Raw genomic sequence first — 18,992 nt, 5'->3', positions numbered from 1 at the left:
GGCGTTTTTGCGTTTGCCTCTCGAACTTCAAGACAAAGCGGGATAATAAGTGGCTTGGAGCCCAATTAGTGCGTTTGCTTTCGTTGTCGCGGCCATCTTGCCGGGCATGATTATCGCGGGGGTGGCCACTGGTATCGTCCGACGTTTTGCCCCTAGTTTGGGGTTGGTCGATCAGCCATCGGCTCGCAAAGTCCATGTTACGCCCACGCCTCTGGGAGGTGGCATTGGGATTTGGCTGGGGCTGGTCGTTCCTTTCGCTGTCGCTCAATTGTTGGTTTGGATCGCTGCGAGCAGTCCTGATATCAGCTTCGGCTGGCCGCTTTTGGAGAAAAGCTGGCAATTCGTTCAGCCACATTTGGCTGGCTACCTCGACAAGTCGGTCTCGCTTTGGATCTTGCTAGGGCTGGCCACCATTTTGGCAACCGTCGGGTTACTCGACGATTTGATGGGGCTTGGCTGGAAGATACGTCTGGCGATTCAATTCGGTGTTGCTGGCGTCGTGGTCTGGGGACTTGGTTGGAAGCTCAGTTTCTTTGTCCACGTTCCAGTGATCCCTGATATCGTCACGGTGTTTTGGATTGTCGCGTTAATTAACTCGTTCAATATGCTCGACAACATGGATGGACTGTCGGCGGGGATTGCCGGGATCGGTTCGTTCATGCTGGCCTCGGTTTTACTTCTTGCCCCCGACCCGACAACGGCTGGGCCGCAACTCTTTGTCGGCGGTTTTTTGCTGGTGCTCACTGGGTCGATTCTCGGTTTTCTGTGGCATAATCGGCCGCCAGCTAAGATCTTTATGGGGGACGCCGGCAGCTACTTGATTGGTTTCTGCATGGCGGTGATGACCATTCTGGCCACATTTGGTAGTTACGAAGAAGGGCGACAACATGCCATCTTGGCCCCGCTCTGTATTTTGGCGGTTCCGTTGTACGACCTTGTGACCGTACTTTACATTCGTATCCGTCAAGGACGGAGTCCATTCCAGCCAGATAAGTGTCACTTTTCCCATCGCCTGGTCGAGATTGGTTTCTCGAAGACAACGGCCGTCTTGCTGATCTATCTCTTGACGGCGACCTGTGGGTTAGGTGCGTTGCTGCTGCATCGTGTTGATCGAGTAGGGGCCGTCTTGGTTTTGTTGCTTGTGTTTTGCGTGCTCAGTTTGATCGCTTTGATTGAGCAGGCCGCCCGTCGAAAAGAACGGAATCGTTCCGAATAAATGGCCGCTAAGAATAAACGCGAAAAGAAGTCCCCTCAGCCCGAACCGTCGATCTTGGACAATCTGATCGGCGGCGGGATCGCGTTGTTGGCGGTTACGACACCCCTAGTTTCCAGCGAAGGTTCACCCGAAAGGGGCGCGGAGTTGTGGCTGGCTGTGGCGTGGTGTTTTCTGCTTCTGCTCTGGGGCGTGCGTGCCCTGGGACAGCCGAAGTTAGAAATCCGGTGGTCATGGATTGAAAGCTGTTTTGCTGCCTTTCTGGTCTGGTTGGCGCTCGCTACTTGGATGGTTTCCGGAGACGTCAACTTGCGAGCCGCATTCAATGGATTCTGGGACCACGCCCAACTTCTGATCGCTTATTTCCTGATCCGGCAATGGATCGTTACTGACCATCAGCGTCACGCGTTGTTGACTTCGATGATCGGAGTTGCCGTACTGATAACGGCTTATTCGTTCTATCAGTACTTAGAGATTCTTCCCGCGAATCAAGCCGCGTATCGTGCCGATCCAGAGAAGATTCTGATGGAAAACGGAATCGACACAGCGGAAGACAGTCCGGTGCGAATCCTGTTTGAGAATCGCTTAAATAGCACTGAGCCAACCGGGACGTTTACCTTAACAAATTCCCTCGCAGCTTTTTTGGTACCGTGGTTCTTGCTTTCGGTCGGCTGGCTGAAAGATTCGTTTTCCAAACCGATCGATTGGAAAAGCGTTGGTGGCTTAGGATTGGCGATCGTATTCATCGGGCTGTGCCTCGTGCTCACCAAAAGCCGGACATCGTGGTTAGCTGGACTGTTTGGTTTAGGGCTGATTGCCTTCTACGGTTCGGCGATCGGAAAGCGAGTCTCATGGGTGATTCCTGTCGCAACGATCGGTGCCGGCTTGGTCCTGTTCATGTTGGCGTTTGTTACCGGAATTCTTGATGTCGAAGTCTTAAGCGAAGCCCCGACATCGGTGATTTACCGACTGCAGTATTGGCAAGGTGCCGCCGAAATCATTGCGAACCACCCGCTGTTCGGCTGCGGACTGGCAAACTTTCAGGGCTATTACCCGGAATACATGTTGCCGATGGCCAGTGAAACGGTCGCCGATCCGCATAACTTTGTCTTCGAAATTTGGTCGATGGCAGGCACGCCGGCAATTGCGTTATTTCTCGCAGCATTGGTATTGTGGACGCGGAAGATTGGTTTCGCCGGCAATCAGGACGGCACGGAAGAAACTGCGAGTTCAAATTCAAGCAGCGAAGAACCTTCGGATCGACCGATCTGGTTCGGCGCGTTGGCCGCACCATTTGTGGCTCCTTTCCTGCAGATGATTATGCAGGAAGTCATGCTCGACTTTACGCCTCTGCTCGTCGGCATGCTCCCAGCATTAATCGTCGTGGCGGCGCTGTCCCGCGTTCCGTTGAAGCGCGATCTGCGGTTGTGGTTGGTGATTGCTGTCGCGGCGATGGTCATCAATTTGACGGCCGCGGGAGGAATTAGCTTCCCAAGTGTCGCTGGGTCGTTTTACTTGCTGCTGGCGGTGGCTTTACCAACCCGACCAGACGTGGTTTGGGAAGACGCGAAACCAAAATCCGCTGGGCTGCTAATTGGCTTGTCGGGGTTGTTTGTGGTGGCCTACTGGGGAATTCAACCCGTCGCCAATCGCCGCACCGATATGGCGTATGCAATGGATGCTGCCCGACGGGGCGACTGGCGAAATATGGAGCAGTATGCCCAAGCCGCCACGATCGCCGATCCGTGGAGCAAAGATGGCCCAGCGATGCTGGCCAATGTCTATTATCAAAGTTGGATGAATAACGCAGACGCCCCGCCAGCGGCACGCCAACAACTGCTTGAAAAGTTCGAGAATGCGTTGGATGAAGAATTCAGCCGGGCAGGGCATTCGTTCCCGCTGCATCTTTCGGTTGGCGACTGGTTCCTCGATATGTATCGACAATCTGGAAATCCAGAATTTCTGCTCGAAGCGATCGATCATTACCGCGAGACCGTGCGGTTGTACCCCAATCGAGCTATTCACCACGCCCAGCTGGCCTGGGCCCTGCATTTAGCGAACATGCCGGAAGAAAGTACCGCCGAGGCACAGGAAGCATTGCGTCTCGATAAGCTCAACCCTCACGCTGAGCGTATGTTAGAGAATCTGAAGATTCATGACGCACCTCTTGGTCCCAAAGCTGACGGCGAGTTGCCGATCGTTGATCCTGAACTTTCCGCCAAACAAACCATGGAACAATTGCGTACAATAACCAACTGAGTGATTCCCTGCGCTGACCGAACCTAAATATCGGTAGTCACGCTACCTCCTGATTTTTCCCTTATCCGTTCATCAACTCTCCCCTGACGTACCATGAAACCTATTGCTCTGCTTCTGGTTTGCCTGTTGGGCGGTTCTGCCGCTGGTTACGCCATCGCTGTGCGAGATCTTAGTACCCCAAACGACTTCGGGGGCCTGACCGATCCTTCTTTGATGTGGGCTGAAGTCGCCGTCAAAGAGACGTCGCCAAAAGCGATTGTCCAAGATGGGCCGGTTTTTGCCTTTGGTCGGATGGAGTTGAACTCCGTCGGCAAGCATACCTTCGTGGTCAAAAACGAGGGGAAAGAGCCGTTGGAATTGACCATGGAAGGAACGACCTGTAAATGCACCATGGCCGACCTGAAGGAAGGAGACGTTCTGACGGTGCAACCCGGCGATACGACCGAGATCAAACTGGAATGGCGTCCGAAAGCTTACCAGGAAGATTTTGGACAAACGGCCACTATCGCCACGAATGACCCTCGCAAGCCGACTCTCGAACTGCGCATCACGGGATCGGTCGTTCAGGCCGTGGTATTGGAACCGTCTGAGATTCGCCTGTCGAACATGGCTGCTGGCGAAACACGTAAAGCGGCAACGAAGGTTCTTTCCTACAAAGATGCTGAATTCGAGATTACCGGCTTAGAAGTGACCGGTGCGGGAGCGGACTTGTTTGACGTGACAAGCCGCGAACTTTCACCCGAGGAACTAAAAGAGTCTGCCGGGGCTTTGGCCGGCTACTTGGTACAATTAGAGACGAAGCCTGGATTACCTCTGGGAACCAATAAGCACAGCATCGCCGTGCACACGAACAGTGAGTTCGCTCCGGAGCTTGAGATTTCAGTCACCAGTTACGTGGTGGGTGACATCTCGGTGATGGCGATCAAGAAGTATGACCGTGACAAAGGTGTTCTTTACCTCGGCAAGTTGAAGAAGGATGAAGGGATTTCGACCAAGTTGTTCTTGATCGTGAAGGGCCCTCATCGAAATGACGTTACGGTTAAGCCAAAGTCTGCCTCGCCGGAGTATCTGGATCTCGAGATCGGTGAGTCGGAAACCTTCAACGATGGTAACGTGGTCAAGTTTCCGCTCATGTTAAATATTCCTGAGGGCGTTCCTGGCGGTAACTTCCTCGGCCCTGATCGGGACAAGCTCGGAAAGATCGTGCTAGCGGTCGATGGACATCCTGAGATCAAAGAGGTTGATATTTTCGTATATTTCTCGGTCGAGTAGAGTCTTGGGTTGATTCTCGCCTGATCCTGGCCCCCGCCGCATAGATCGGAGGTAGGCCATCAAAATTTCGCAACAACAAACCCGCAGATAGTATTCGAATGGCTTCTGGAAACTCGACTGTCGGTCTCGCGTTCGCTTGTTTGGTCTTAGGAGGAGTTTGGGGCTGTTCGGAAACGACACCTACCTCGGTCAGCCAGAACAAAAGCCAAGATCGCATTGCTAACAGTCACGAGCCCGGGCAACTTTCCCGTGCTCAGCAAGACGCTGCTCCGATGGCCAAGCCTGCCACGGATGCGGCGGCATCGTCCGACGTTCGCCAAGTTGCCTATGAAGACGCATCCACCGGAAGCACCAGCACGGTGGCAGCCCCTCGTGAACTGTTTCAGGGGTGGCCAAAGCCGGAAGTGGCCCTTTTCATCACCGGCGAACAGCACGGCTACATCGAGCCGTGCGGCTGTACTGGGTTGGCCAATCAGAAGGGTGGCCTAATGCGACGCCACTCACTGCTCAAGCAGTTGCGGGAAGATCGAGGCTGGGACGTGGTTGCCTTGGACGTCGGAAATCAAGTTCGCCGCTTCGGTCGTCAGGCCGAAATCAAATTCCAAACGACCGCCGAAGGTTTGCGGAAGATGGAGTACGATGCGATTGGTTTTGGTCCAGACGACCTTCGTCTTTCCATTGATGAAGTCTTCGCGGCTGTCGCTTCTGAAGATCCTGACAACATCAAGTTTCTTTCCAGCAACGCCGTTTTGCTCGATTACACGCCCCGTCATCGTGTCATCGAAAAAGGTGGTAAGAAAATCGGTGTGACGGGCGTTCTTTGCTCGAAAGAGCTTCAACGGATTTCCAATAGTGATGTCGGGCTTTCCGAGCCAGAAGAAGGCTTGCAGGAAAGCTGGCAGGCGCTCAAAGAGCAAAACTGTGATTTGTACATTCTCCTTTGCGAGGGCACGCTGAGCGAAAGCCGTGAGATTGCGCGGAAGTTTCCTGGTTTTCAGCTAGTCATCACGGCCGGTGGGGCTGGTGAGCCGGAATTGAAGCCGGAGGTGGTTGAAGGCCTGCAAACCCGCATGATCCAGGTCGGTACTAAGGGAATGTATGTTGGTGTCGTGGGTTTGTATAACGATCCTCGCACCCCAATGCGTTACGAACGCGTTGCCTTGGATGACAGCTTCAAGGATTCGGAAGAGATGCTGAAGTTATTAGCTGCTTATCAACAACAGTTGGAAACGCTCGGTTTAAGCGGCCTTGGCATTCGCCAGCAGCCTCACCCGAGTGGCCACAAATTCGTCGGATCCGAATCGTGTAAAGACTGTCACGAAGATGCTTACGACGTTTGGAAAGGCTCGAAGCATAGTCATGCAACGCAAACCCTGGTGCATCCGCCAGAACGATTCCAAGTTCCACGCCACTTTGATCCAGAGTGCCTGGCTTGCCACGTCACAGGTTGGAATCCGGCAACCTACCTTCCTTTCGAGTCCGGCTATTTAGGGCTGGAAGAAACGCCGAAGATGCACAATGTTTCCTGCGAGAACTGTCACGGCCCAGGGTCAGCCCACGTTGCTTCGCAAAACGGTGATGGTGACTTTACCGCAGATCAGACGACGCGTTTCACCGAGCAGATGAAATTGCCTTTGGATAAGGCACGTGATACCTGTCTGAAGTGCCACGACCTGGATAACAGCCCCGATTTTCACGTGCCGGGTGCCTTCGATGAATACTGGGAAGAGATCGCGCACTAGATCGCTTCCCTTTGGACCGGATGCGGTCCATCTGTCATATCTTGCCTGCGAGATCCGCTCGCAGGACGTTGCGTATCGGTGCAGCAGCGCCAAGCCAAATTTCCGGTCATTTCGTTGCCAAGGGTGGTCGAAATGAGCTCAGGATAGATGTGGCATGCTGTAACTCTTTTCTGTTTCGTAGTTTGCGGCTACAGGTCGATCGCCGAAAGTTTCCTCTGCACTTATGGGCACACCGCTTGCGTTTCCCTCAGCGGCGGCCCGCGCAAGTGCATCAAAAAGAGGAAACAGGATTTCATGGTGACCGACGAAACCAAGACCATCGTAGTAATCGGCAACGGCATGGTGGGGCATCGCTTCGTCGAAAAGCTCGTCGAATTCGATCAGGCCCGTCAATACAAGATTGTCACCTTCTGTGAAGAACCACGTGCGGCGTACGACCGCGTGGGGCTAACTTCATTCTTTGCCCACCGCGATGCCGAGAAGTTAATGATTGCCAGGCTCGACTGGTACCAAGAGCATGGGGTCGAGATTCACTTGGGTGATCGGGCTAGCAAGATTGATCGAGAAAAACAAGTCGTTTACTCAGATAAAGGGAGTGCGATTTCTTACGACTATGTGGTTCTGGCAACCGGCTCGTTCCCCTTCGTACCGCCCGTGCCGGGGATTCAGAAGCATGGTGTCTATGTTTATCGAACGATCGAAGACCTCGAGAAGATCATTCATCATGGTAAAACCGCGAAGTCATGTGCGGTAATCGGTGGGGGACTTCTCGGTCTGGAAGCGGCTAAGGCCGCGTTTGATTTGGGGATGAAAACCCATGTTATCGAGTTCGCGCCTCGATTAATGCCGCGTCAGGTTGACGATCGAGGATCGAAGTTGTTGGTTCAAAAGATCGAAGAGCTCGGCGTTGAAGTTCATCTCAACAAGGGCACGAAGGAAGTCGAGGGAGACGGCAAGGTCGAACGCATGGTCTTCACCGATGATAGTTCGTTGGACGTTGACATGATCATCGTCTCAGCGGGAATTCGTCCACGGGATGAAGTCGCGAAAGAGTGCGGACTCGATATCGGACCGCGCGGTGGTGTTTCAGTCGACGATCATCTGCGGACATCTGATCCGAAGGTGTTTGCCATCGGTGAAGTCGCCCTGCATAGCGGAATGATCTATGGCCTGGTCGCGCCAGGTTACGAAATGGCCGAGATTGTCGCAGCTAATTTGTGCGGTCAAGAAAAGCATTTCGGTGGCACCGATATGTCGACCAAACTGAAGCTCATGGGGGTCGATGTGGCCAGCTTCGGCAACTATGAAGCGAGCGACGATGTCTCGACTTCGCTGGTCGTGGAAGATCCCTTCCAAGGCTCGTACAAGAAGCTGTTGTTCAGCAAGAATGGCAAAGCTCTCCTCGGTGGGATTCTGGTTGGCGATGCATCGGAATACGGGACCCTTTCGATCTTTGCCAAGAGCGGGGATCTGCTCCCCTGTTCGCCTAGCGAATTGATGGGAAACAGTGGCGACGGCGGAGGAGCAGCTGCTCTGGGAGGAGCTGCCAGCATGCCAGATAGTGCTCAGATTTGTTCCTGCAACAACGTTACGAAAGGACAAATCTGCTCGGCGATTCGCGACAACGATTTAATGACGCCAGCCGAAGTCAAGAAATGCACCAGTGCCGGTGGTGGGTGCGGAGGCTGTATGCCGTTGGTTACCGATATCCTAGCCGCTGAACTGGCCGCCGCAGGTAAGTCGATCAGCAAGGACCTGTGCGAACACTTTGCTTACTCCCGCCAAGAGCTGTTTGAGATCGTCAAAATTAAAGAGATCAAGTCGTTCGATGATTTGCTGGCGTCCCACGGGAAGGGAGATGGTTGTGAGATCTGTAAGCCAGCGATTGCTTCGATCATGGCATCGCTATGGAACGATCATATTTTGGAGACTTCGCACAAAACTCTCCAAGATACGAACGATCGCTTCTTGGCCAACATCCAACGAGACGCGACTTACAGTGTCGTTCCGCGGGTAGCAGGTGGTGAAATAACGCCTGACAAACTGATCACCCTCGGCGTGGTTGCTAAAAAGTATGGACTCTACACCAAGATCACCGGGGGCCAACGCGTCGACTTGTTCGGTGCCAAAGTCCAAGACCTGCCCGACATCTGGGCCGAATTGATCGAAGCAGGTTTCGAGAGCGGTCATGCGTACGGAAAAGCGGTACGAACGGTCAAAAGCTGCGTGGGAAGCACCTGGTGTCGCTACGGGGTCGGGGACTCGGTTGGCTTTGCAATTCGGATCGAGAATCGTTACCGCGGAATTCGCGCACCGCATAAGTTGAAGTTCGCGGTCAGCGGTTGTGTTCGTGAATGTGCTGAGGCTCAAGGGAAAGACGTTGGACTCATTGCCACCGAGAATGGATACAACCTCTATGTTTGCGGCAATGGTGGTGCCAATCCTCGTCATGCTGACTTGTTGGTCGCAGATATTGATGAAGAAACAGCCGTCAAATACATGGATCGCTTTTTGATGTACTACATCCAAACGGCGGACAAGTTGACAAGAACCAGCGTTTGGTTGGAAAAGATGGAAGGCGGCCTCGATCACATTCGCGATGTAGTGATCAACGATTCGCTGAACATTTGTGACGAACTTGAAGCTCGAATGCAGATGCTGGTCGACACCTATCAATGCGAGTGGAAGACGGTCGTCGAAGATCCTGAGAAGCGGGCTTTCTTCAAGCAATTCGTCAATACGGATGAATCAGAGCTTGGTATCGAGATCATTTCGGAACGAGACCAGCAGCGTCCGGCGGATTGGCCCGATGGAAATGTTTCGCTGGTCGAGTTGAAAGGTCTTAACGGCGAGACGATTCCGCACGACGTACCGGGTGAAGAGTTAACCTGGATCGCGATGGGCAACGAAGCTGATTTTCCGGTCAATGGCGGCGCCGCGGTGAAGTATGGCGAAGTGCAAATCGCCATCTTCCGAGCAACGACACACAGCGACTGGTATGCTTGTCAAAATATGTGTCCACATAAGAATGCCTTTGTCTTGTCGCGGGGCATTATCGGCGATGCTTCTGGCGTGCCAAAGGTAGCATGTCCGCTTCACAAGAAGGCATTCTCACTGGAATCGGGTGAATGTCTGACTGGTGAAGAATACAAGTTGCAGGTCTTCCCTGTGAAAGTGCAAGAGGGACAAGTCTTTGTACAGCTTCCGCCTGAGGAAAACCTTAACGCCTCACTGGCAACCAAGCTGCATTGCATCTCAGCTTGCGACGCGAAAAAGAGCAGAGACTTGGCATTGGTGCAGGGATAGCAGGCACGCCAAGTTTCAACGATCAACAGCCGCGTCGAACGGATTTCGATGCAGCTGTTTTTTCGGGCCGAAATCGCACGGTTGCGAAGTTCTAACGCGAACGTGTTTCGTTCAAGCGACGTCGGATCTCTCTCAGACGTTCTTCCGATTGTGCCAGCGAGATGTTGGCCGGTGATGAGATGGTGGTAGGCAGCTCTGGGATTGAACCGAGTGAGTGTCGGCTATCCGTGGCAATCTGTCGGATGCCACCTAGTTGATTCTGCACATCAGCCAACCACTTCTGCGTTTCCGCTTGTTTGCCGGAGGCATCTTGGAAGAACAAGCAAGCCGCAAGGGCCATGCACGCCAACGAGATCACGGAAATAGGAAAACCGATGCTGAATAAATCGGGGCGGCGAGCAACAACGCTCCAGACAATCAGGAAGCAGCCGCAAACCAATAGCATGACGCCTGCCGCAAGGCTGAACGTTGCCAGCCAGGGAAAGCTGTTTTCGGTCCGGAGTGGTTCCGCCGGTTTGTCGTATTCTGGTTGGGGAGCAGGGCGACGGCTCGTTTGGGGCGGCTTCGGTTCCTCGAAATCGGTTGGTTCACCCAATCGTTGAACGAGGCGGTCGATCCGGCTGAGCGTAGCTTGCATCCGATGAGAGTCGAGACGCATACCAGGTAGCGGCTGCGAGGAAGAAGTTGCTTTAGACTTCGCCTGCGAGGCTTCAGAACTGGCGGTCAATTGCGTCTGGCACTTCGCGCAGACCAACGCCGAATGCTCCTTGGCGGAGGCAATCCCAGCGACTTGGGTCTGACAATTGGGGCACCACATCTGCTAGCAACTTTCCCGGGGGTCTGAATCTGCTTTGTCATCTTATCGGCTGAGTGGGAAGTACGGATTGAACTGTTTTGGCGAAATAGGGAAAGATTGCCGAGCTTGAACCCTTACAAAAAAAGAAGCGAGCCGTGATGAGGCTCGCTTCATTCTGTGACTTCAATTGGCCAGTAGAGCTGGGAAATTACTCCGAGTCTTTGCTTGCCGATTCTTCTTCGCTGGATGTTGGTTCCGCTTCGTCGGCTGGAGCTTCCACTTCTTCCCCGGTGTTGAAAAGGCGTTGGAACTCCTTTGCGTAGTGGTCTTCGCCATAGGTCAGTTCACCACCTTGATAGCCGACCATTGAAACGCCGAGGCCAATTACAAGGGCTCCGATCAGCCAAAACGATTTCATCTTCCCTTCTTCCGACTTAACAGTCGTGCGGGCAAAGGGAATCAATACTAAAGCACCAACCGACACCAAAACACCCAACCAGCGGTGACGAGCAATATTGCTGTTCATCAGGTCGAACGAAAGACCGACGTAGCCTTCATCGGTCGCATAAGCCCAGCCCATCACGCACGCCCCCACAGCAGCCAAGGCACCACAGCAAAGACAGTAGTAAGCAGCCGTCTCGAAGGACTTCCCGGCGAAATACGATACCAAGAGGAACGCCATTGAGATGGAAAGCAGGGCGATCGGGAAGTGCGTCGAGGCAGGATGAAACAAACCTTGGAACAACCACAGTTTGTAAGCGGTGCTCATCTCGGGAGACGCTTCCTGTGGAATCGCATCGACGGCGGTCTCGGCCTTCCAGTCGAAATTTGCTCCCTCTTCGATCCATAGCTTCACCAATGCCAACTCGGAAGCAGGCATTCCGTGAGGTTCTTCCGGCGTGATGGGAGGCATCTTCATTTCTTCATCTTCGGTGATCAAGTAATCGGCCCATAGCGAGCTCGACTCGATATCACCCGCCTCGATGTAATAGCCCATCGTTTCGGCATCGTCGACGCGAAAATCATTCTTTGCTTCTTCGGGGCCGTGGCATTTTAGGCAGCGCGCTTTCAAGATCGGCTGCACGTCGCGTTGAAAGTCGACAATCTCTTGCGCCCCGGCCAGGGACAGCAAACATGGGCTAAGCAATAAGGCAATTACAAGGCGAAGGTGCATAGGTCTTTCCAGAATGGGATCCGGTGATCGCAAGTCGAAATCGAACAAAACCGCTTTCGCGCGAGCGAGATACCGGTTCCTTACCTTAAAGGACTGGCCTGGCCAGGGGGGACCGATCGCAGGCGGCGATTGGCGCGGCCGAGGCAGAAGGTTCAAATTCCACGGTTAATGTAATCCATCTCACTAAATTATCCCATGGCCTTTTCGGTCGCGTCAAGCAACATTGGCACGACCTCGTCGAGCGGCTGCGTAAGTAAAGCACCGGCGGCGGCGACGTGGCCACCTCCCCCGAATTGTTGTGCCAGGCTTGCAACGTCCAGCTTGGTGCGGCTGCGGAAGCTGGCTTTAACTCCCTCTTCTGTCGGAAGTTCGACAAACAAGATGGCGGCTTCCACGCCGGCGACGGCCATGGTCATATTGATGGCGTCTTCGGTGTCTGCCGCTGACGCACCTGTATCTATAAAGTCTTTCTTTGTTGCGATGCTGTAGGCGAGCTTACCATCGTGAATTATTTTGGCACTTGCTAAGATTCTTCCACGTAAGTTGACGCGTTGAATTCGTTCTTTTTCGAATAAGTTTGCGTAGACTTTGCTGGGAACTGCGCCCGCTTCGATTAAGTCCCCAATCGCGTGGTAGGTGCCACCACTGACGGATGGGAATCGGAACCAACCGGTGTCGGTTGCAATTGCGGTAAACAACACCTCGGCTGTCTCCGCAGAAATCTCCAATCCCCAAGCTTTGGCCGCTTCGTAAACCAATCGACCCGTTGCTTCACACTTAGGATCTTTGAACATCTCGCCACCAAGGTCGTCTTGGCTAACGTGATGATCGAGGATCAGCTTTGTTCCTTGGAATGCTTTCATCACGTTGGCCATTTCACCCAACTGAATCCAGGCGCTGGTATCGACCACCATGAAACCGTCGTAGTTGTCCAAGATCTCTTCGGCCGAGATGTCCTGGCCTAACTGTTTGATCTCGATGGAAGGATCGATGAACGCTAAATGGGGAGGCGTTTCCGATGCATTGACGATCATCACTTCCTTGCCCAGTTGCCGGAGAATGGCTGCCATGCCGAGTTCGCTGCCAAGCGCATCACAATCGGGACGGACATGGCTGGTCAGAACGAAACGCTTAGGCGTGTCAATCGCTTGTCGAAAGGCGGTCCAGTCAATGTTCATGGGGTTATCTCGCTGTTCAAACGGCGCACTACGACGACAGTTTTGTTTGATAGTCCTGAAACTTCTGTTTTGTGGTTTCGATGTCGATTGCCAACTGCTTGCGGAGGGCATCAACATCAGGGAACGTCGTCACCTCGCGTAGTCGAGAAAGGAACGAGACCTCAAGTGGTTCACCATATAACGAACCTTGGAAGCCGATCAGATGGACTTCGATCTTACGCGCCTTCTCGCCAAACGTGGGATTCGGGCCAATGTTAATCGCGGCGGCGTATATTGCGTTACCACGATGCGCGATGCCGGCGTAAACACCGATTTCCGGGACTAACGTATCGATCGCTTCGAGGTTGGCGGTTGGTATGCCAAGCGAAGCACCACGGCCGGCACCATGGGTGACCATGCCTCGCATCCGATAAGGCTGCGTAAGCATTTCTCGCGCGGCTTGGACATCGCCGGCGGCGATCAGTTTGCGGATTCGACTACTGGAAACAAATTCGGTTTCGCCTTCACGCGTGAATGGGGCCAGAATATCGAGCTGCATCCCATTCTCATTACACAGCTTAGCCAGGGTGGTCGTATCGCCCGCTCGGTTTTTGCCGAAGTTAAAGTTTGGACCTTCGACCATCGCCTTGGCGGCCATCTTTTGCACGATGATTTGGTCGAAGAACTCATTGGGAGTTAACTCCAAGAGGTCTTTGGTCGTCGGATAGGCGATCACCGCATCGATTCCGAGTTCTCCGAGAAGTTCTACCTTGCGGCGAGTCCAAGTTAACGGAGGAGGTGCGAGTTCGGGGCGGAGTAAGCGAACCGGATGCGGATCGAAGGTGAAGACAACCGCAGGCCCACCCACTTCATCGGCTCGTTGACGCACTTGGCGAGCAATTCGCGCGTGCCCCAGGTGGACGCCGTCGAAATTGCCAATCGTCAGCGCACCGTGGCGATATTCAGAGGATAGGGGCTCCAAATCCCGAAATAGCTGCACGATATGCCTTTGCCCAAGAGGGACGCGGGAAGCCTGTTTTGCCTCAGCGTCGCCGTAAAACCTCGTATTTTGCGTTGTTCGCGTTCCGCTGACAACCAAACCTACCCCAGAATTCTAGCTAAGTTCGCTAGTTGCTTGACGTTAAAACAAGACAATCATTAAAAATGTATCGGTCTGTGCGACGATTAAGGGGAAACCCGCCGAATATTGAGCTCGGATCTGGGAATCTCCGTTTATTAGACTAAAACAGTTCGAACTCCTCGATAGCTTCCTTGCCTGGCGTGACTTGCCTCATTGGGCCAACGCCCCTGCGATTGCCTCTTTACCCCACTTGCGATTATCAACCGGAAAGTTTGTCTTGTGACTGAGTCAGCGAATCCTCAGCGAACGCATGTCGTGACTTGTCCCGTTTGCGCCACTCGGATGACGGTGCTCACCGAGGACGTGGGCCGAAAGACCGAATGCCCCGATTGCGGCCACATCTTTGAGATCAAGAAGGCAGAGATCAAGCTCGAGATCCCGGAAGAGATTTTGCCAGAGGATGAATATGGCTTAAAGGATGTCAGCCAAGATCATGACGAGGCGCGTCGAAAGATGGGCCAAAACATCATGTCGCAGGCCGAACGCGAAATTAAGGAACAAGCCGAACGGAAGGACCTGAACAAGAAGACACAGGGCGCGTTTGAAGAGCGTCGTCCACGCGATCTGCAAATCGAAGGGGACGAGCACGAGCCGAAGCCACGGGAAAGCTTGACGCCTGAGGATTACCAACCGCGGGCTGACTTAGTTGATTTTCCGTTGACATTTACGCCGAAGGAGTTGGGGCGCGACGTCATGCTGTTCAGCGATGTCGGGCTGTTGATGCGGTGGGTGTTTCTTTCCATCTTCGCCGCCGTGACGCTGTACTTCACGATCAATGCGATTTACTACGGATCGCAAGAGAGCCAAAACATTGTTACCTACTTGTCGACGTTCATGTACACGGTTCTGTCGGTGGTGTTAGGTGCCGGAACATTGGCATTTCTAGGTAGTTATTTCCTATTCTTGGTAATGACGGTTTCTTCTGGCTTGGACGAATGGGAGTGGCCAGAATTGGGAATCTTTGACCGAGTGATGGAAGCGTTGTTCATGATTGTCGCCATGTCGATAACGCTAGTTCCCTTTGGCATCATGATTACGATCGACAAGTCGTTGGCGTGGCCACTTTTGCTGGTGCCGGGAATTGCCTTTCCGATTGTCTATTTGGCGATGCTTGACCAGGGAACCATTCTGGCGCCTTGGAGTGGTACCATCATGGCTTCCCTGTTCCAGATACCAATCAAATGGTTGATGTTCTTTGGCGCTACCATCGGCTTGTTGGCCTTATGCAGCCTGCTCGGGTATGGAATATTTGCCATGGCCGGCATCGAACGATTGGCTTACATCGCGTTGCCAGGCGGTGTGCTCCTGGTGGGGTACTTCCTGGCGTATGCGATTTGGTTGGGTCGGCTCAGTTGGGAGATTGCCGAGCTGAATTCAGAATATAGAGAGGAAGACACCAGCTCCAAGGCGTCTTCCTCTTCTTAGGTTTCCCTGAAGCGGATTAGACGTTCCAAATGCGATCGGCACGTGTGATCAAGCCGTTCGCGTCGGCGTCGTTAACGAACGTTTCCTTCTGAGGATCGATCGTCAGTTTTCGCTGAAAGATCCAAGCCAACGCGGCTGCATGGCAAGCGATGTGCGACTTCCGCATTACGTTTTGATTCGCTGCCGTCAATTCACGAGAGCGAATGCAATCGAGGAAGTTCCGCGAATGCGAAGCTACGTCTAGCCCACGAACCCGTGTTGTGTCTTCAGTGATCTCTTTTTGCAGGGCAGGGGAAGAGCAAACGATTTCTCCGTTGTCGCCCGTCTCGACCCAGCCATCGCTTCCAATAAACCTAATTGGGCAGGTCCCCAATCGTGTGATGTAGTGTGGATCGCGATTGCCGAACGGATCGTCCAGGAAATCGATCACCAACTTCACACCATTTTCATATCGGCAATGGATGCCGTTTTCGGTCGGTTGGAATTCAATGGGCATCGTTCCGTCAGCTTGGTTCGCCCACTGACAAAGATCGACGGTATGAGCGCCCCAATCAAGCAAGCGAGCACCGGAATCGAAGTCCCACTGACCTCGCCACTTGCCTTGCACGTAGGCGAGATTGAACGGTCGCCAAGCCGCTGGGCCAAGCCACAGATTCCAGTCGATTTCCTCTTGCGAAGGCTGAGGTTGGGCTGGCAGCCAACTGTTATCGAGCACGGGGCGATAGACCGAAGCGTGCATCGTTTGTAGTTCGCCGAGTTTGCCTGAGTGCGCCAGCTCGACTGCTTTTTGGAAGTTAGGCACACTGCGCCGCTGCGTGCCAGCTTGGAAGACACGTTTCTCCGAAGTGATCGTATCCGCTAGATTTTGGCAGTCTTCAATTGTAATCCCGCACGGCTTCTCGCTGTAAACGTCCTTGCCTGCTTTCGCTGCGAGAATTGAGGCAGCAGCGTGCCAACGATCGCCAGTTGCGATCAGTACCGCATCGATATCGTCTCGTGCGAGCAACTCGCGAAAGTCACGCATGGTTTCGCAGTCGCTGTTGCCGTAATGCTTGTCGACAATCGCTTTGCCTGAGTCACGATGCTTGTCCCAGACGTCGGCAATCGCGATGCAGCGAACGTCGTCATGTGGCAGGGTTCCTCCCATCACGTACTTACAACGATTCCCGAATCCGATTACACCGAGGTTGATTTTCTCGTTGGGTGATGTTTTCTTGTCCGCGGCAAGGGATTTACCAGGCAGCATCTGAGCGACCGAAGCCACGGCTGCTGCGGTGCTGGCCGTTTTCAGAAATTCACGACGAGACTTGTTCTGCGAAGTAGTCATTGGGGCGATCCTTAAAGCAGAGCAGTTGGGTAGGAAGGTGAGGTGGGAAGATCGATAGATCTCATACTTCCATTAAACCACAAAAAAGAATCGAAACCTGCTTCCTTTTTTGAAAAGAAATAGGTGCCCGGTCCCAAGTTCCTGCGGTTTCGTATAATGAACGGTTTTCACTGCACCTGACCACGACCAACAAACACCTCATGTCCATGAAACGTCACGAATTGGAACGACTCGCCAAGGCTTACCGTGCCGGTAAGGTTCCGTTGGCCAGTTTTTGTGCCCAGGTTCTCGAAGCGACTCAGGAAACGCCTGCTAAGCAAGAAGCGAAGAAACCAGCGACAGAGATCTTGCCCGATACATCGCTCGATATCGATCGCGCGACGCGCTGCGGTTTTCCTGAGGTGGTTTATGGCGAAGGAAAGTCGGTCGAAACGATCGTGCGGATCATCGAAAAGCAGAGAGAGCATGGCGACGGCTCGTTAGCCACACGCATCGATGCGACGAAAGGTGCCGCCCTTAAGGAAGCGTTGCCGAATGGCATCTATAATGAACTCGGTCGCACATTCCGGATGCCTAACGAGATCAAGCCGTGGGGTAACGTCGGATTGGTGACTGCTGGGACAAGTGATTTGCCGGTGGCCGAAGAGACGCGCGAGACGTTACGCTGGATGGGCATCGAACCGGTCTTCATACAAGATGTCGGTGTCGCAGGGCCGCATCGTTTCGCAGAACAAGCAGGCAAGCTGAAAGATGCCGATGTGGTGATTGTTGTGGCTGGCATGGAAGGCGCGCTACCAAGTGTCGCAGGTGGCTATTTGGCGTGCCCTGTGATTGCTGTGCCGACCAGTGTTGGTTACGGCGCAAGTTTTCAGGGCGTGGCCGCGCTGTTGGGCATGCTTAACAGTTGTGCGTCCAACGTGACAGTCGTGAACATCGATGCCGGTTTCAAAGGTGCGTACTTGGCTGGATTGATCTCGCGGCGCGTACAGCAAGCGTCCAAGTAGTTTGTTGCTCAACCAATGGAAGGATACCGATGTCGCAACTTTTGTTTCCCAACGTGATTCTTCCCCCGCGTGATCAGCACTCGCATAAAGGAACCTTTGGACGCGCCTTGCTCGTCGGTGGTTCGGTGGGGATGCCTGGCTCGATTAGTCTTTCAGGCCGCGCCTGTCTAAAAGGAGGGGCTGGGTTAGTTACCTTGGCCGTTCCCGATGCGATCATCAACACGGTAGCGACGTTCGAGCCAGCCTACATGACGTGGCCTTTGCCGACCGATCGCTCAGGACACATTCCGTTTCACGCGAAGTCGAAACTTTCTGAAAAAATTGATCAAGCCGATTGCGTGGCGATTGGTCCAGGTTTGGGACAGTCGCGCGGATTACTTCTTTTAATCGAAGAACTTGTTAGTCAGTTTCCACGTCCCATGGTGATTGATGCGGATGGTTTGAACTTGGTCGCGCAGAGTGAGGCACTGTCGCAATCGTTTCGCGCACCACGTGTATTGACACCTCACTTAGGTGAATTTCGACGTCTTGTCGGCAAGCCGCACCTCACTATGGAAGAGGCATCCCGAACAGCCATTGAATTTGCGGACAAACGGCAATGCGTACTCGTGTTGAAAGGATCCGAAACGCTTGTCACCGATGGTAAGAATCAATGGAAGAACACCACTGGGAATCCTGGACTTGCTACAGGTGGTTCTGGGGATGTTTTGACTGGATTAATTACAGCAATGCTTGCCCAACAGCTAAGTGCTTACGACGCCGCAGTTCTTGCGGTCTTTCTGCACGGCTTAGCTGCCGATATTGCAGTGCAAGTTACGTCACAGCCAGGTTTGACGGCATCTGATTTGCTCGAATTCTTAGACGATGCTTTGATCGAATACACCGAAGCACGCGACGCAAAATCGGAGTAACACGAACGACGATTCCACATTGGTTGTTCTGACGTTAATCGTTGCGGTTACCTGATAAAGCGAGCGATTGATGTTGTGCAACGCAGCATCGAAACGTAGCGTTCGGTAACCCACAAGGATTTTGCAATTGGTTCGTGTGCTCTCACTGAGTATTCTTTGACATGGAATTAACGGAACTCATGCACGAGAATTCTCGTCGGAGTTGTTCACCGTGGCATCGTTCAAAAAAACAATTAGCTTTACGCGATCTTGCTGGAACAGAGGC

The 18,992-nt window shown here is 53.3% G+C and carries 13 protein-coding genes; 8 read left to right on the top strand and 5 right to left on the bottom strand.

The features are described 5' to 3' along the window. Positions 1-49: 49 nt before the first annotated feature. From C5Y83_RS15055 to nirB, 5 genes are all read left to right on the top strand, one after another. Positions 50-1,216 (top strand): MraY family glycosyltransferase, encoded by a 1,167-nt coding sequence (locus C5Y83_RS15055; RefSeq protein WP_105330544.1) that lies wholly within the window; start codon positions 50-52, stop codon positions 1,214-1,216. Next, a complete protein-coding gene (locus C5Y83_RS15050) occupies positions 1,217-3,472 on the top strand; it encodes an O-antigen ligase family protein (RefSeq protein WP_105330543.1) in 2,256 nt (751 codons plus the stop codon). A 93-nt stretch (positions 3,473-3,565) separates the two neighbouring features. Beyond that, complete coding sequence (locus C5Y83_RS15045; RefSeq protein ID WP_105330542.1) at positions 3,566-4,744, top strand: DUF1573 domain-containing protein; 1,179 nt, start codon at positions 3,566-3,568, stop codon at positions 4,742-4,744. Between the two features lie 98 nt (positions 4,745-4,842). Further along, complete coding sequence (locus C5Y83_RS15040; RefSeq protein ID WP_105330541.1) at positions 4,843-6,486, top strand: multiheme c-type cytochrome; 1,644 nt, start codon at positions 4,843-4,845, stop codon at positions 6,484-6,486. A gap of 294 nt (positions 6,487-6,780) precedes the next feature. Continuing rightward, a complete protein-coding gene (gene nirB / locus C5Y83_RS15035) occupies positions 6,781-9,792 on the top strand; it encodes a nitrite reductase large subunit NirB (RefSeq protein ID WP_105330540.1) in 3,012 nt (1,003 codons plus the stop codon). Between the two features lie 91 nt (positions 9,793-9,883). On the opposite strand, the gene C5Y83_RS15030 is transcribed toward nirB, so the two are convergent. From C5Y83_RS15030 to C5Y83_RS15015, 4 genes are all read right to left on the bottom strand, one after another. Continuing rightward, positions 9,884-10,609: a hypothetical protein gene (locus C5Y83_RS15030; RefSeq protein WP_105330539.1), complete on the bottom strand. Its 726-nt coding sequence runs from the start codon at positions 10,607-10,609 to the stop codon at positions 9,884-9,886. Between the two features lie 187 nt (positions 10,610-10,796). Beyond that, positions 10,797-11,762, bottom strand: coding sequence for a DUF2231 domain-containing protein (locus C5Y83_RS15025; RefSeq protein ID WP_105330538.1), 966 nt, complete (start codon positions 11,760-11,762; stop codon positions 10,797-10,799). Between the two features lie 188 nt (positions 11,763-11,950). Further along, positions 11,951-12,940, bottom strand: coding sequence for a DHH family phosphoesterase (locus tag C5Y83_RS15020; protein WP_105330537.1), 990 nt, complete (start codon positions 12,938-12,940; stop codon positions 11,951-11,953). 28 nt (positions 12,941-12,968) lie between these two features. Continuing rightward, the gene (locus tag C5Y83_RS15015) at positions 12,969-13,919 is read right to left on the bottom strand and encodes a bifunctional riboflavin kinase/FAD synthetase (protein ID WP_105330536.1); all 951 of its coding nucleotides are present in this window, start codon (positions 13,917-13,919) and stop codon (positions 12,969-12,971) included. Positions 13,920-14,279: 360 nt separating this feature from the next. On the opposite strand from C5Y83_RS15015, the gene C5Y83_RS15010 reads away from it, so the two are divergent. Then, entirely contained in the window at positions 14,280-15,485 is a 1,206-nt protein-coding gene (locus C5Y83_RS15010; protein WP_146117785.1) for a hypothetical protein, read from the top strand. A gap of 16 nt (positions 15,486-15,501) precedes the next feature. On the opposite strand, the gene C5Y83_RS15005 is transcribed toward C5Y83_RS15010, so the two are convergent. Continuing rightward, on the bottom strand, positions 15,502-16,812 hold the full coding sequence (locus tag C5Y83_RS15005; RefSeq protein ID WP_105330534.1) for a Gfo/Idh/MocA family protein: 1,311 nt from the start codon (positions 16,810-16,812) through the stop codon (positions 15,502-15,504). Positions 16,813-17,012: 200 nt separating this feature from the next. Here C5Y83_RS15005 and larB point away from each other — a divergent pair, with 200 nt between their 5' ends. Next, a complete protein-coding gene (gene larB / locus C5Y83_RS15000; RefSeq protein ID WP_233207235.1) occupies positions 17,013-17,816 on the top strand; it encodes a nickel pincer cofactor biosynthesis protein LarB in 804 nt (267 codons plus the stop codon). 29 nt (positions 17,817-17,845) lie between these two features. After that, positions 17,846-18,727: an NAD(P)H-hydrate dehydratase gene (locus tag C5Y83_RS14995; protein ID WP_105330533.1), complete on the top strand. Its 882-nt coding sequence runs from the start codon at positions 17,846-17,848 to the stop codon at positions 18,725-18,727. Positions 18,728-18,992 lie beyond the last annotated feature (265 nt).

This window comes from Blastopirellula marina (assembly GCF_002967765.1).
Classification (GTDB): Bacteria; Planctomycetota; Planctomycetia; order Pirellulales; family Pirellulaceae; genus Bremerella; species Bremerella marina_A.
Note: the sequence above shows the minus strand (reverse complement) of the source record. Positions and strands in the feature narration are given on the sequence as shown.

Bases quoted from the DNA above. Each gene is read 5' to 3' on its own strand.
- C5Y83_RS15040 (WP_105330541.1), top strand. From the start codon at position 4,843: ATGGCTTCTGGAAACTCGACTGTCGGTCTCGCGTTCGCTTGTTTGGTC.
- C5Y83_RS15020 (WP_105330537.1), bottom strand. From the start codon at position 12,940: ATGAACATTGACTGGACCGCCTTTCGACAAGCGATTGACACGCCTAAG.
- nirB (WP_105330540.1), top strand. From the start codon at position 6,781: ATGGTGACCGACGAAACCAAGACCATCGTAGTAATCGGCAACGGCATG.
- C5Y83_RS15050 (WP_105330543.1), top strand. From the start codon at position 1,217: ATGGCCGCTAAGAATAAACGCGAAAAGAAGTCCCCTCAGCCCGAACCG.
- C5Y83_RS15005 (WP_105330534.1), bottom strand. From the start codon at position 16,812: ATGACTACTTCGCAGAACAAGTCTCGTCGTGAATTTCTGAAAACGGCC.
- C5Y83_RS15030 (WP_105330539.1), bottom strand. From the start codon at position 10,609: ATGTGGTGCCCCAATTGTCAGACCCAAGTCGCTGGGATTGCCTCCGCC.
- larB (WP_233207235.1), top strand. From the start codon at position 17,013: ATGTCCATGAAACGTCACGAATTGGAACGACTCGCCAAGGCTTACCGT.
- C5Y83_RS15045 (WP_105330542.1), top strand. From the start codon at position 3,566: ATGAAACCTATTGCTCTGCTTCTGGTTTGCCTGTTGGGCGGTTCTGCC.
- C5Y83_RS14995 (WP_105330533.1), top strand. From the start codon at position 17,846: ATGTCGCAACTTTTGTTTCCCAACGTGATTCTTCCCCCGCGTGATCAG.
- C5Y83_RS15025 (WP_105330538.1), bottom strand. From the start codon at position 11,762: ATGCACCTTCGCCTTGTAATTGCCTTATTGCTTAGCCCATGTTTGCTG.